14 protein-coding genes are annotated in these 13,403 nt (G+C 71.3%); 9 read left to right on the top strand and 5 right to left on the bottom strand.

The window, feature by feature from the left end; genetic code table 11:
• Nucleotides 1–26 precede the first annotated feature (26 nt).
• The gene (locus tag AB0A74_RS16230) at nucleotides 27–581 is read left to right on the top strand and encodes a GNAT family protein (protein ID WP_358250079.1); all 555 of its coding nucleotides are present in this window, start codon (nucleotides 27–29) and stop codon (nucleotides 579–581) included.
• A 12-nt stretch (nucleotides 582–593) separates the two neighbouring features.
• Here AB0A74_RS16230 and AB0A74_RS16225 read toward each other — a convergent pair whose 3' ends face one another.
• A complete protein-coding gene (locus AB0A74_RS16225) occupies nucleotides 594–1,499 on the bottom strand; it encodes a DUF5937 family protein (protein WP_358250077.1) in 906 nt (301 codons plus the stop codon).
• 57 nt (nucleotides 1,500–1,556) lie between these two features.
• Between AB0A74_RS16225 and AB0A74_RS16220 the strand changes: the two genes are divergently transcribed.
• Nucleotides 1,557–2,747: an MFS transporter gene (locus AB0A74_RS16220; protein ID WP_358250075.1), complete on the top strand. Its 1,191-nt coding sequence runs from the start codon at nucleotides 1,557–1,559 to the stop codon at nucleotides 2,745–2,747.
• On the opposite strand, the gene AB0A74_RS16215 is transcribed toward AB0A74_RS16220, so the two are convergent.
• Nucleotides 2,744–3,655, bottom strand: a complete 912-nt coding sequence (locus AB0A74_RS16215; RefSeq protein WP_358250073.1) for a GDSL-type esterase/lipase family protein — start codon at nucleotides 3,653–3,655, stop codon at nucleotides 2,744–2,746. The two genes, AB0A74_RS16220 and AB0A74_RS16215, sit on opposite strands and share 4 nt — an antisense overlap.
• A 154-nt stretch (nucleotides 3,656–3,809) precedes the next feature.
• Here AB0A74_RS16215 and AB0A74_RS16210 point away from each other — a divergent pair, with 154 nt between their 5' ends.
• The 3 genes from AB0A74_RS16210 to AB0A74_RS16200 all read left to right on the top strand — a co-directional run bounded on the left by AB0A74_RS16210 (nucleotide 3,810) and on the right by AB0A74_RS16200 (nucleotide 6,430).
• Nucleotides 3,810–4,454 carry a thiopurine S-methyltransferase gene (locus AB0A74_RS16210; protein ID WP_358250072.1) on the top strand — a complete coding sequence of 215 codons (645 nt, stop codon included), beginning with the start codon at nucleotides 3,810–3,812 and terminating at the stop codon, nucleotides 4,452–4,454.
• A 99-nt stretch (nucleotides 4,455–4,553) separates the two neighbouring features.
• Nucleotides 4,554–4,985, top strand: a complete 432-nt coding sequence (locus AB0A74_RS16205; RefSeq protein ID WP_358250070.1) for a hypothetical protein — start codon at nucleotides 4,554–4,556, stop codon at nucleotides 4,983–4,985.
• Nucleotides 4,982–6,430 (top strand): hypothetical protein, encoded by a 1,449-nt coding sequence (locus tag AB0A74_RS16200; protein ID WP_358250068.1) that lies wholly within the window; start codon nucleotides 4,982–4,984, stop codon nucleotides 6,428–6,430. Before AB0A74_RS16205 ends, AB0A74_RS16200 begins: the two co-directional genes overlap by 4 nt.
• Before the next feature lie 111 nt (nucleotides 6,431–6,541).
• Here AB0A74_RS16200 and AB0A74_RS16195 read toward each other — a convergent pair whose 3' ends face one another.
• Entirely contained in the window at nucleotides 6,542–6,994 is a 453-nt protein-coding gene (locus tag AB0A74_RS16195) for a hypothetical protein (protein ID WP_358250066.1), read from the bottom strand.
• An 80-nt stretch (nucleotides 6,995–7,074) separates the two neighbouring features.
• Between AB0A74_RS16195 and AB0A74_RS16190 the strand changes: the two genes are divergently transcribed.
• The gene (locus AB0A74_RS16190) at nucleotides 7,075–7,359 is read left to right on the top strand and encodes a hypothetical protein (protein ID WP_358250064.1); all 285 of its coding nucleotides are present in this window, start codon (nucleotides 7,075–7,077) and stop codon (nucleotides 7,357–7,359) included.
• A 62-nt stretch (nucleotides 7,360–7,421) separates the two neighbouring features.
• On the opposite strand, the gene AB0A74_RS16185 is transcribed toward AB0A74_RS16190, so the two are convergent.
• Nucleotides 7,422–8,795 carry a helix-turn-helix transcriptional regulator gene (locus tag AB0A74_RS16185; protein ID WP_358250062.1) on the bottom strand — a complete coding sequence of 458 codons (1,374 nt, stop codon included), beginning with the start codon at nucleotides 8,793–8,795 and terminating at the stop codon, nucleotides 7,422–7,424.
• Nucleotides 8,796–8,986: 191 nt separating this feature from the next.
• On the opposite strand from AB0A74_RS16185, the gene AB0A74_RS16180 reads away from it, so the two are divergent.
• From AB0A74_RS16180 to AB0A74_RS16170, 3 genes are all read left to right on the top strand, one after another.
• On the top strand, nucleotides 8,987–10,735 hold the full coding sequence (locus AB0A74_RS16180) for a ribonucleotide reductase N-terminal alpha domain-containing protein (RefSeq protein WP_358250060.1): 1,749 nt from the start codon (nucleotides 8,987–8,989) through the stop codon (nucleotides 10,733–10,735).
• 21 nt (nucleotides 10,736–10,756) lie between these two features.
• Nucleotides 10,757–11,266 (top strand): NUDIX domain-containing protein, encoded by a 510-nt coding sequence (locus AB0A74_RS16175; protein WP_358250058.1) that lies wholly within the window; start codon nucleotides 10,757–10,759, stop codon nucleotides 11,264–11,266.
• A gap of 345 nt (nucleotides 11,267–11,611) precedes the next feature.
• Nucleotides 11,612–12,517, top strand: a complete 906-nt coding sequence (locus AB0A74_RS16170) for a glutaminase (RefSeq protein ID WP_358250138.1) — start codon at nucleotides 11,612–11,614, stop codon at nucleotides 12,515–12,517.
• 112 nt (nucleotides 12,518–12,629) lie between these two features.
• Here the strand turns inward: AB0A74_RS16170 and AB0A74_RS16165 are convergent, their stop codons facing one another.
• Complete coding sequence (locus AB0A74_RS16165) at nucleotides 12,630–13,088, bottom strand: hypothetical protein (protein WP_358250056.1); 459 nt, start codon at nucleotides 13,086–13,088, stop codon at nucleotides 12,630–12,632.
• Nucleotides 13,089–13,403: the final 315 nt, after the last annotated feature.

Here is a 13,403-nt window from a genome sequence, read left to right as displayed (position 1 = left end):
GATGCTGTCGATCATGGAGGCCTGGAATGTTCTCGATCCCGCTCGGCCGCGATGGCGCGCGGTTGTGCCCGCTCGAACCGTGGCACGCGGAGGAGTTCCTGGCCCACCTCGATCGCGGCCGGGAGTTCATCGGGCAGTACATCGGCTTCCCCGACCGCGCGACCGATGTGGACTCCAGCCGGGCGCTGCTGCGCGAGTACGCGGACAAGGCGGCCTCCGACACCGGCAGGATCTACGGCATCTGGACCGGTGACACGCTCGTGGGCGGGGTGTTGTTCCGCAGGATGGACTTGGCGCAGGGAGTGGTCGAGGTGGGCTGCTGGCTGGAGCCGGCGGGCACCGGGAAGGGCCTGGTCACCCAGGCCGCGCGCACCATCATCGACTGGGCGGTGGAGGCTCGGGGCGCGCACCGCGTGGAGTGGCGGGTCAACCCGGCCAACGTGGCGAGCGTCGCGGTGGCCCGCCGACTGGGCATGACCCGCGACGGCGTGCTCCGTGACGCCGTGGTGCACCGGGGCAAGCGCTCCGACCTGGAGGTGTGGTCGGTGCTCGCGCCTGAATGGCGTGCTCAGCGCGGGTGAGGCTCAGGCCGCTCAGCGGTCGCCTCCTTCGACCAGCGCCAGCCCGAGGTCGGTGCGCAGCGACACGACCTTGCGGCCCTCGCGCCGGCTGAAGACCAGGCCTGTCGCCCGCAGCACGTCCTGGTGCTGCGACGCCGCCGCGACCGTGATGCCCAGCCGTGCCGCCAGCTGCGACACCGTGGCCGGCTGGTCCAGCTCGGTCAGCAGGCGGGCGCGGGTGGCGCCGATCAACCGCGCCAGCCCGTCCCGTGCCGGTGCGGGCGGGTGTTGCCACAGCGAGCCGAAGCCGCGCGCCGGGTAGCACAGCGCCGACCGGCACGGGCCTTCGCGCAGGTAGACGTCGGGCCAGGTGAACGCCGAGGGCACCAGCACCAGGTCCCGCTCCCCCGCCACGACGCGCCGGTCCCGCACCCGGACGCCGTCGGCGTGCGTGGCCACGTCCGGGTGCAGTTCGGCGAGCACGGCGGGTGCGCCCCGCTCGACCAGGTGCTTGCCCCGGCGTTCGATGTCGCCCTGCAGCACGCCTTCCAGCCGTGGCCACACCGGGGCGATCACCGCGTGGTACACGCGCCGCAGGCGTTCCAGCACCGCTGACAGGGTGCCGGGTCCGGCGAGCAGACCGGGGTCGTCGGGCAGCGCGGCGGCCACCCGCTCGGGTCGCGCGAGGTCGGGCAGCGCGTGCAGCGCGGTGTCCAGGTCGAGGAACCGGACGCTGGGCGTCGGGATCAGGAACTCCGGCACCACCGGCAGGGTCGCCAACCTGGTCAGCGGGGTGGGGTCGGGGCCCAGCTCGTCCAGGCGCGGGCGCGCCCACGCGAGCCACGTCCGGTGGACGTCGGGAGCGCGGTGGGCGGCGGTGAGCACGCGCAACGCCGCCACGGTCTCCCACAGCGGCGAGACGGCGAATCTGACGGGCACGGTTAATTCGACACTTAAACGTCCTCGTTTTCCACCCCGCTCGGCATGGTGTCCGGCATGTCACGAGGGTGGGCGCGGCTGCAGGCCGTCGCGGTGTCGGGTTCGGTCGCCGAGGGGTTGATGCTGACGGTGCTGCCGCTGGCGGCGGTGTCGATCACGACCGATCCGCGCGAGGTGTCGTTGGTGCAGGTGGTGGGGCAGTCGCCCTGGTTGTTGTTCTCGCTGTTCGCGGGGGTGTTGATCGACCGTGTGCGGCGCACGACGGTGCTCGGGGTGGCCTTCGCGGTGCAGTGCGTGGCGGCGTCGGCGTTGGTGGCGTTCGGGGTGGCGGGCGCGTTGAGCCTGCCGTTGCTGCTGGTCGTGGCGTTCGTGGTGACCTCGGCGCAGGTGCTGGGCGACGGCGCGAGCGGCGCGCTGGTGCCCGAGGTGGTCGAGCCGGACCGGTTGGCGGCGGCCAACACCCGGTTGATGCTGATCGACCGGGGTGTCGTGCAGTTCGTCGTGCCGCCGGTGGGTGGCCTGTTGGCCGGCTTCGGGTTCGGTGTGCCCGCAGGTGTCGCCGTCGCCGCGGCCCTGACCGCCCTGGTGCTGAGCCGGGGCGTTCCGTCCACGGCCGTCACACCGGCTACCGGGCACGCGTTGCGCGGCATCGCCGAGGGGTTGAGGTTCCTCGTGGGGACGCGGCTGCTGCGGTCGATCACGATCGCGGTGGCGCTCGGGGCGTTCTCCTCCAGTGCCGGGTTGGCGGTGTTCGTCCTGTATTCGCACGAGGTGCTGGGTCTGGGGTCGTTCGGCTACGGGCTGATGATGACGGCGATGGCCGCGGGGTGGGTGGTGTCGTCGTTCGTCGTGAGCCGGATCGTGGCGAAGCTGGGGTACTCGTGGTCGATGCGGGGCGCGCAGATCGGGCTCGTGGTGACGCAGGGGCTGATCGCGGTGCTGCCGCCGTGGCCGGTGGCGGTGGCGGCGGTGGTGCTCGTCCAGTCGGTCGTGGTGATGGTGTGGAACGTGTGCTCCCAGTCCAGCCGGCAGCGGTTGACCCCGTCCGGCCTGCTCGGGCGGGTGCTGACCGGACACCGGGCCCTGGCGTGGGGCTTGCTGCCGTTGGGCGCGCTCACCGGCGGGGTGGTCGCGTCCTGGGCGGGGCTGCGCTCGGTGTGGCTGGTCGTGGCCGCGATCCAGCTGGTGGCGTTGGCCGTGACGTGGCGGGGGATGTCACCTCGGGAGTTCGCGGCGGCCACCAGCTAGCGGCCCGTGGCGGACAGGATGGCGGACGCGATGGCCTCGTGGCCCGCGGGTGTGGGGTGCACGTCGGTGTGCTGGCAGAAGTACGTCAGGGCGCACACCTTGGCCACCGGCGTGGGGATCGAGCCGTAGGTCGGGTCTTGGGTCGTCTCGGTCAGTGGTCCGTAGCCGCCGGTCGTGGCGGTGACGTCGACGAACGTCGCCCCGACCTTGTCGTACTCGGCCTTGAGGGCGGTGTTGAAGAAGTCGCGGAACAGCGTCACCGACAGGCGGGCGAGGTCCTGGCCGTCGGGGAACGCGGGCGAGACCCACGCGCCGAGGAACACGTCCGGGTAGGTCAGGCCCACGATCGGGGCGTCGCCGGCGGCCTCGCGCAGGGCGGGCAGCGCGGCGGCCAGGTTGGCCCGCACCGCGGCGACCGCCTGGGAGGCGCACGACAGCGCGTCCTGCCGGCGTGCGCAGGGCGCCAGGTCGTTGCCGCCGATCACGACCGTCACCAGGCCCACCCGCCCCTTGTGGTCGCGCAGCGCCTGCACGGCCGCGTCGAGTTGGGTGCGTCCGGCCGGGTCCGGCGCGTCGGGGCCGCGGTTGCCGGGGGCGCAGCCGGGCTGGGTCCGCAGCTGCGCGGACGTGGCCCCGCTGCACGCCAGGTTGATCAACCGCAGCCGCGAGCGTTCGGCGACGAGGTAGGCGAACCCAGCTCGGTCCGCGCCCGCGGGCGTCCCCGCCTCCGCCGGCCGGTAACCGGTCGCGTACGAGTCGCCCAACGAGACGTACACGCGGTCAACGGGCGCGGCGTCACCGGTCGTGGACGTCGGGCCCGGGGTGGGAGGCGTCGAATCAGGCCCGCCGCATGCCCCCAGCACCACCAGCAGCACGCCGACCAGCGCGGATCGCCGAAGTCCCGACACACCAACCCCTTGTCTCCCGACACATGACCGTCCGGGGTTCCCACCTCACCACGCAGCAAACACCTCCACAGTGGAAGGTCCGCTTGCCCGCGCTCGGCGGAACATCACCCGTTCGGACCCGTCTCCAGCACGCTCCGCGAGCCTCCACTCCAGCATGGAATCCGACTTCTGGTACGACTCGTGGGCGGTCGGCGGCACGAAGACCAGCTTCCACCTGCCGAACGTGCACGAGCACGCCCGCCTGCTGGACCGCCTCGGCCTGGTCGCCGGCGCGCGGGTGTTGGTGCCGCTCTGCGGCAAGACCGCCGACCTGCGGTTCTTCGCCGAGTCGGCGGCGGAGGTCGTCGGCGTCGAGCTGGTGCCCCGGGCCGTCGAGGAGTTCTTCGCCGAGAACGGCCTGGACCCGGTGGAGAAAGAGCCCGACGTGTTCCGCTGCGGCAACCTCGTGATCCGCCGCCAGGACATCTTCAAGCTGACGCCGCGGATGCTGGGCCCGGTGGACCTGGTGTACGACCGGGCCGCGCTCATCGCCTTCCCGGAGGACATGCGCCGCCGCTACGCCGAGGCGATCACGCGGCTGGTGCGGCCCGGCACGCGGTACTTCATCAACACCCTGGAGTACCACCCGAAGCTGCCGACGCCGCCGTTCACCGTCGGCCCGGACGAGATCGTCGAGCGTTTCGGGCACGCGTTCGAGGTCGAGCACGTGGCCGCGGAGCCCAGGCCGGGGCACCGGATGGTGGAGAAGTTCGGCCTGACCAGCCTGGTGGAGCACGGCTTCCTCCTGCGCGCCCGCTGACGGACCCCTCCCGGTGTCGCCTGGTTCCGGCGAAACCGGGAGGTGCTCGCCTTGATCGCGCTACGGTTGAACTGACGTCGTCTCGCGCAGGAGGTTGGGATGTTGGCCGACGCACTGCTGGCAATCGCCGCCGCCGGTGGAACCGCCGTGGTGCAGGCAGCGGGCACCGAGGCCTGGACGAGCGTGCGGCAGCGGGCGGCGCGGCTGCTCGGGCGCGACGCCCCCGAGCGTGAACGGGCCGAACTGGAACGGCTCGACCAGACCGCGGCGGCGCTCGAAGTGGTCGAACCGGAGCAGGAGGCCGCGCTGCGGACCCGTCAGGAGGCGTCCTGGCAGACCCGGTTCGAACTGCTGCTGGAGAGCGCCGACGACACCGAGCGCGAACGGCTCGCCGACGACCTGCGCGCCCTGGTCGAGGAAGTCGCCCAGGCACAGGGCAACGGCGTGTCGGGCAACACCTTCCAAGGCCCGACGGCGTTCCAGGTCGGCAACCACAACCGCCAGGACATCCGGTTCGGGAACGGCGCGTGACCGGCGACCCTCCACCGGGTGCAGGCGTTTCGGGCAACACCTTCCACGGACCGGCTCCGTTCCAGCTCGGCGACAACAACGTCCAGAACATCCACTTCCACGGACCGCCGGCGTCGGAACCGACTCGCCGGGCGCTGGTCCTGGCCGGCGCGGCGCAGACCACGCGGCGAGACCTGGCCGCGGCGATCCGCCGTGACTGGGCGGCGGCGCGGCGACAGTTCTTCGAGGGCCCGGCCACGGCGGAGCCCGAAGGCTGGCTCGGCCTCCTCGCCTGGTTGCGCGACCTGGACGACCTCTCCCCCGCCGACCTCGGTGGTCGCACGGAACTGATCGACCACCGGCTGCGCGACGACAGCCTGCCGGCCGACCTCAAGCTGCTGCACCTGCTCGGCTGGCTCGACCCCGAAGGAGAGGCGACCTACCGCGGCCACCGGGTGACGGTCCGCGTGCTGGTCGACGTCTGCCTGGGCGCACGGGAGCCGATGACCTTCGAGGACTTGTGCCGGTACCCGTTGCTGGAGGCCCTGTCCCGGTTCCGGGAGCTGAACGAGCTGTCCGCCGTGCAGGACACGTGGGACGACCGTCAACGGCAGTTCGAGCGGATCCACCCCCTGCACCGCAGCGACGTGAAGCCCGCCAACCTGCTCCTCCTGTCCTCGCTCGACGACGCACATGCCCGGCAATGGCTCCGCAAGCGGGCCGGTATGACCCCCGGTCCCGCCGCGCCGGTGGACTGGTACGACACGCTGCTCGATCGGGCCGGCGCCGAAACACCGTTCGGGCACGCCGTCCGCGTCCTGCTCGGGGAGTCCGCGGCGGAGGAAGCCGAGGCGAACCAGGAGCTGCGACGGGCCGAACGCCAGCAGCGCCGCCAGTGGAAGACGCAGGAGAAGCGACAACGCGAACTGGCCGCCTACCTCGCCCAGCTCATCACCCCGGAGAACGTGCGACTCGCGATCCTGCGCGCCGTGGCGTGGCACGGCATGTGGGGCGGCTTCACCGCCGTCGGCTACTGGCTGGTGTGGGGAAGAACCGGCGTCTTCCCGGCGACCGCGGCGGTGTACTTCCAGATCGCGCTGCTGACGGTCCTCAGCCTGTCAGGGCAGATCCCCCGAGTTCGCCGCCTCGGGTCCGCGTATCGTCCCCCAATCACGAACGTCGCCAAGTGGCTGCCCTCCAGCGCCGCAGGCCTGCGTCGGGCGTTCGGACGGCTTGCGCTGCTCGGCTTGTTCCTCTTCGCGCAAGACCTTCTGGCGGAGGTTTCTCTTGTCCCGTACTTCGAGAAGCCGAACTTCACCCATACTGGGGCGACACTCGCCACCATCCCCTTTGTGCTGCTCGCGTTCGCAGCGCTGGCCTACGTGTGGTTCACCGGCGACAAGCTGCGCGCCTGGGACGAGGACCATCGCCAGGTGATGCAGCGGTTCGGCCAATCCGCCGACTAACCAGCCCGCATCGCACATGCCCGTCCAACCAGGCCCCGCTCACACCGCCAGGTCATCGGTGCCGATGACGGGGCACCAGCGGCATCCGCGACCGGTGCCCGGCGGTCGGCCTCAGTCGAAGAAGTCTCCGCCACCGCCGTCGTCGCCTCCGCCTCCGCCGCCGTCGTCGCCGCCGTTGTTGTCGTCGTCGTCCTTGCGGTTGTGGCGCTTTTCGTCGTACACGTGGTGCGCGTGTCTGACGCCTTCGCGGATGGCGGCGTTGGTCGCCGTGGACCACGCGCCGGAGCCACCGGACTTGGTCTCGGCTTGCTGCTGGGCCGCTTCCTCCCTGGCCTGACGGAACTTGCCGCGGTTGCGGCGGTGTGCCGCCCCCATGATCGCGAGCAGCGACCACAACAGGAACAACAGGGTTCTCGACATGCCGTGCACCCTTCTCGACAGGGACCAGCAATCGCGATCCTCAGCCGCGCCCATGGTGTTGTCAACGGTGAAGCCGCAGGTCGGCGGCCCGCACGACAGCTTTCCGGCCAGGCGGACGCCGGCCCGCCGCACCAATCGGCGCAACGCGCGGGAGACCGACCCGACTCGGAGATCGGCCCGATCGGCGCGGCGAACCGCCGGGCGGCGGCCCCTAGCATCGAGGGATGCGATCGACGCGCCTGGTCCGTGCCCTGCCGATCACCGTGGCCGCGCTGCTCCTCGGCGGCGGGATCGCCCATGCCGACACCTACACGGCGCAGTTCCGTGGCGAGGGCAGCAGCGACTTCGGGCTGGCCCTGTTCTACGCGCGGTGGGACGCGGCGGACCAGGCGAGGGCGGACGGGTTCACCGACCCGGGCAACCAGTGCGAAGAGATCTTCACCTTCACGCCAAGCCCGTACATCGCCACGGTCATCTGGGAATGCACCCGCGAGCACGCCACAGCCTGAACATCGGCCGCCACAACCACGCCCGTCGCGGAGCAACCGTCTTCTGTGGACGGTCGCCGGGTTCAGGCGACGGCGTGAACCCGTTGGGCCAGCGCGGGTAGCCCGGGCATCGCGGCCTGTCGCGGTGCGTTCATCAGGTCGGTGACCAGCAGGCGTACGGCGTTGCGGGTGCGGACTTCGCCCGGCGCGGTGCGTTCGGCGTCGAGGAGGGTCCGGTAGGCCTGGTCGGGTCGGTCGCCCTGGGCCCAGGCCCGTGCTGTGTCGACGAGCAGGCGGGCGCGGCGTTCGGTGGTGGGGATGGCAGCGAGGGGCAGGCTGCGGGCGTGGGCGAGCGCGGTGCCGGTGTCGCCGAGTTCGTAGGCGGCGGACACCTGGTGGCTGACCAGGTTCGCGACCAGGGTGCGGTGGCGGTCGGGATCGTCGGCCAGCCGGTCCGCGGTGGTCCGGGCTTCGGCGAGCGAGTCGTGGGCGCGGTCCCGATCGCCGTCGAGGGCGGCGGCGTAGGAGGCGGACAGGTGCAGGGTCGCATAGCCGGCCAGGTGCTCCGGCGCGGGACGCGGTCCGGTGATGTCGAGTTGGGAGGCGGCGTCCAGGGTGAGGTCGCGGGCGCGCCGGTGGTCGCCTGCGCGGCGGGCGACGGAGGCGACCAGGCGCTGTGCTTCGGCGAGGGTGAGCGGGGCCTGGCCCTGACGCGCGGCGTGGACGGCGCGGTCGGCGGAGATCCATTCCAGCCCGGAGGCCTTGAGCTTCATCAGCGCTCGGGTGGCCAGGTTGTAGGACTCGGCGAGGACGCGGTGGGCGTCCGGGTGGTCGGTGGTGGCGGCGGTGGCCTCGGCGGCGGAGATCAGCGCGGGCAGCCGGTCGGCCAGGGCGAGGTAGCGGCAGGCGGTGAACTCGCGGCGGGCGGCGGCCAGCGCCTCGGTCAGCGCGGCACCCGGCGCGGTGGGCGCGGCCGGTGCGGGGCCGAGCAGGATGTCGCCGAGCCGGTCGGTGAGCACGTCGGCGGGGTCGAGGGTGTCGGCGAACGCGCCGGCGGCACCGGGCATGGCGAGCGCGCCGCCGGTGAGGGCAGCGAGTCGGAAGAACGTGCGTCGGCGCACCGGGTCGTCCTCCTCCGCGGGCGGGGTCGTGACCCGACCCACCCTAGGCCCGCCGGCGGCGGCGGGCAGGGAGGCTCGCGCGGCCGGGTCGCTGAGTCCGAACAGGATCGGCGGCACGGCCAGGACGTCGGCCAACGTCTGCAACAGTCGCACGTCGCGCAGCGGGAGACGACCGGTTTCCCAGCGGGAGACCTGGCTCGCCGAGTAGCCGCATCGGCGGCCGAGCTCGCCCTGGGTCATGTGCAGGGCGGTCCGGAAGATCCGCACCACCGTGCCGGGGTCGGCGCGCGTGCGCAGCAGGCGCGTGACGACCTCGGTGGGCACGGTCGGTGCCATGTCGACCCGACTCTCTCGTGGAGTGACCAGCCGTTCCACGGTATCGGGCCGGATCCGGTGCACCAGGGTGATGTGCAGGATTTGCACACGATGTGCGTATCGCGCACGACAGCCTCCCGACCAGCGACGATCGCCGGTTGCGTGGGCGTGGCCCGACCCGGGCCACAGCCGACACGAAGGGCACCACCGCGATGCGCGCCACCAGTCCCACCCGCGTCCCAGCCCGAACGACGCCCACCCCGGTCCACGTCTCCGCATTCCCCGCCGACCCCACCACGGACGCCTACCTGCGCGCCGGGCGGATCACCACCACAGACGAGACCGCGCGCGACATGGTCGAGCGGATCGTGGCCGCTCTGGCGACCGCCGACGCCCGCTTCGGCCCGACCGGCACACGGGAGTTCGCCAATCGGCTCGGACAGGCGATGGACAGCCGGCGGCTGGTGTTCTCCACCCCGATCATGACCAACGCCGGCCGCCACCCCGACCGGCCGTTGTCGGCGTGCGCGGTGCCGCCCGTGGACCTGCGGGGCGACCTCGGGCAGGTCAAGACGGTGGTCGACGACTACCACCGGGCCGGGATGGGCACCGGGTTCGCCCTCGACGACGTCACCGACCCCGTCGGTGTCCTCCGCCACCTCAACGACATCGCCGTCCAGGGCGCCCGTTCCGGAACCGAGGACCGGCCGGTGGGCAACATGGCGATCCTGTCGCTGTCGCACCCAGCCGCGGCGGAGTTCATCGCCTGCAAGATCGGCGCGGACACCCGTGGGGAGGATTGGCGGTTCAACATCTCCCTGAGCGTCACCGACGCGCAGATGCGGGCCGCGCTCGCGGCCGACGGTCGTGAGCGGGAACTGCTCACCGCCGCGGCCGAGGCTGCCCACGCCTGCGCTGACCCGGGGCTGCTGTTCACCGATCGGATGAACCAGGCCAACCCCACCCCGCACGTCGGCGCCTACGTCTCCACCGCTCCCTGCGCCGAAGTCGGCCTGGTCCGCGGGGAGACCTGCCAGTTCGGCTACCTCAACCTGGGTCGCTTCCACACCGGCACCGGCGACGTGCCGGTCGACCTGGACGGCCTCGCCGACACCACCGAGGTACTGGTCCGAGCCCTGGACGACGCGGTCGAGGCGAGCCTGGAGCACTACCCGACCACCACTTCGGCCCGGGTGATGGCCGTCAAGCGCAAGATCGGCATCGGCGTGTGCGGGCTGGCCGACCTCCTGCTCGCCGCCGGGCTCCCCTACGACAGCCCGCAGGGCCGACGGCTGGCGCAGGACGTGCTCGCGTTCGTCAGCTACACCTCCAAGCGCGCTTCGGTGCACCTCGCGCGCGCCCGCGGTGCCGCACCCGCCGTCGCGTCCGGGCTGTCCCGTTACGCCGACCCGACCTTCCTCGTCCGCTTCGCGGCCGTCCCGACCAGCACCGTCACCCCCAGGGAGTGGGCCGCTCTCGCACGCGAGATCGCCGCCGGCGGGATGCTGCGCAACGCCTCGACCATCGCACTGCCGCCCACCGGTCGAAGCGCGCCCGTCGTCGCGGCCTCCACCGGCATCGAGCCGCTGTTCCGGCTCACCGACCCGCACCTGCCCGACCGGCTCCACCCCGCCGCCGGCGCCGCCCTGCACGCCGCCGGCCGCCACGACCTGATCGGCCACGCCACCATCCACGGCCGCCTACCCGACAAAGCGGACATCTCGCCCTACCTGCGCGCTCTGCTCGCCACCGCCACCCGGATCAGCCCCGACGGGCACCTCGCGATGGCCGCTGCCGTCCAGACTTGCGTCGATGATGCGGTCTCCAAGACCGTGAACCTGCCCGCCACGGCAACACCGACCCAGGTCCTCGACACGTACGTGGCCGCGTGGGAAGCCGGTTGCAAGGGCACTACCGTCTACGTCGACGGCTCCCGCCGGACCCAGCCCAAAGCGCTCTGAACGCATCCCACCGAGGTGATCATGACCCGGACGACCCGGCCCACCCACAACTCCGAGCGGGCCGGGCGGTCCTACGTGTTCGACACGAAACACGACCGGTATCCGGTCGCCGTGCACGTCCTGCTCACCCGTGACGACAACCGGATCCTGCTCATGCGCCGCGCCGGATCCGGCTACGCCGATGGGCAACTCGGTCTCCCCGCCGGGCACGTCGACCTCGGCGAAACCCCCACAGCCTGCGCGATCCGCGAGACCGCCGAAGAACTCGGCATCCGCATCGACGGTGACGCACTGGAACCGGCCGGCACGATGTTCCGGCTCTCCCTCGAACCCCGTGTGGACATCTTCTTCGTGGTCCGCATCTGGACCGGCACGCCGACCATCCGCGAACCCCACAAGTGCACCGAGTTGGTGTGGGCAGACCCGGACGACCTGCCCGAGGACGCCTTGGACTTCATCAGCGCCGCGATCACCAACTCCCACAACGGAATCCACTTCCACGAACACGGCTGGCAGTGCGGGACGGAGTAATGGTGTTCGACCTCGTCCTGGCCGCTGCCGGCCGAAGCCAGGTCGTGGACACCGACGTGGAGTTCGACCCGTTACTCGATCAGGTGGGACGTCCGCCGCGCGCTGAGCGACTGTGGTGATGTTGCGCATCGGTCCACTTCGCTCGCGCAGCTGTAGGAAGAGGAACTGTGAACAGCTTCGGACGGTTCGCGCTGTTCAAGCGTCAGGTTGGACCTGCTGACGGATCCGAACACAGCCCGCGCTCCGGCCCATGCGAGGATCGCCCGCCGAGAAAAGCGAGGCGTGCGGACACCACCGGGAGCAGTCGTGACGATCGAGGATGTGGCGGCCGGCGAGGCGCGGCGGTTGTTGTCGGTGTTGCGGGGGATCGCTGAGGAGGTTGGGCCGCGGGCGGGTGTCGTGGGGCGGGTGGCGGATTACATCCCCGCGTTGTCCGGGGTGGATCCGGGGGCGTTCGGGTTTGCCGTCGCGGGGGTGGACGGTGAGGTGCTCGGGGTTGGGGATTGGGAGGTGCCGTTCTCGATCCAGAGCGTGTCGAAGGTGTTCTCGTTGGCGCTGGCGTTGGCCGGTGGTGACTCGTTGTGGGCTCGGGTGGGGCGGGAGCCGTCGGGGAATCCGTTCAACTCGTTGGTGCAGTTGGAGCACGAGGACGGGATTCCGCGCAACCCGTTCATCAACGCCGGTGCGCTGGTGGTGACCGATCGGCTGTTGACGCTGACCGGGGACGCGCGGGGTGCGGTGTTGGAGTTGTTGCGTGCCGAGAGCGGCAACCCGGCGATCGACTTCGACGCCGACGTGGCGCGGTCGGAGGCGGCGCGGGGTGATCGCAACGCGGCGCTCGCGCACTTCATGGCCAGTTACGGCAACCTGGAGAACCCGGTCGCGCACGTGTTGGAGCACTACTTCTGGCAGTGCTCGATCGCGATGAGCTGCCGTGACCTGGCCGCCGCGGGACTGTTCCTGGCGCGGCACGGTCTGCGCGGCGACGGGTCGCGGTTGCTGGACCGCAGTGCGGCGAAACGGATCAACTCGATCATGTTGACGTGCGGGGCGTACGACGCGGCGGGCGAGTTCGCGTTCCGGGTGGGATTGCCGGGCAAGAGCGGTGTCGGGGGCGGGATCCTGGCGGTCGTGCCCGGGCGGTGCACGCTGTGCGTGTGGAGCCCGGCGCTGGACCGGCACGGCAACTCCGTCGCCGGCGTGGACGCGCTGGACCGGTTCACCACCCTCACCGGGCTGTCGGTGTTCTGAACCCAGGCCAAGCATCGCGCACCGAGTCAGGCGCCGGGTCGGACCGCTCGACCCGGCGCCGAACTCCCATGCCTTGCAAGCCTGACGGCCGGGTACGACCACGTGATCGTTCTCAGACAGCGACCGTCCACTCGTCGTAGTCAGGTCCCGCGCAGGAAGCCTGAGGCGGGTTGCTGGGCATGATGATCACCACTCCGCCTGCCTCCTCGCACACCCACTTGGGCAGAGCCGCCGCATCCTTGTCCACGGGCTTCTCGGTGTAATCCCCGCCGGTGCAGGTCCTTTGTGGTGGGTCGGAGGGCTGGATGAGGATGTCGCCGCCTCCGAGCTCGCAGAGCCACTTCGGAATGCCCTTGTCAGCGTTCGTGCGGTGATCGCCGAAATCGCCGCCGCTGCACAGGAATTGCGGCGGGTTGCTGGGCAACGTGAGCACCTGCCCACCTTCGAGCACGCACAGCCAGCCAGGAACGAACCTGTCGTCGGTTTCGGCCGACGCTATCGAGGACGTTCCGGTCAGGAATCCCGCGCTCAACGCCGCCACGGCCACCACGGTCGCGATCGCTCTGGACATCTGATGTCTCATCATCATCTTCTCCTGGCACTCAACGGTAATCGCCGCCTTTGGTCGGCAACGCACCGGACCGAGCATGGCCCACCACAGGCGCAGATCGGGATGGAAGTCGTCCTACAGAGCAGCGGTGTCCACCTGCAAGAGGTAGGGCATCGTGCGCGTGCGGCAGGCGGATGACTCTTCGTGACCGGCGGGACGGCACAATCGTTCGACACCACCGGATTCGCTCCACGAACAGACCGAGCACTCGTCAGGGTGAGATGTCTGGCCGCGGGTTTGAAGCGGTGGGACGGTGTGACCGGAGGCAGGGCTCCG

It is taken from the genome of Saccharothrix sp. NPDC042600 (assembly GCF_040647305.1).
Lineage (GTDB): Bacteria > Actinomycetota > Actinomycetes > Mycobacteriales > Pseudonocardiaceae > Actinosynnema > Actinosynnema mutabilis.
Note: the sequence above shows the minus strand (reverse complement) of the source record. Positions and strands in the feature narration are given on the sequence as shown.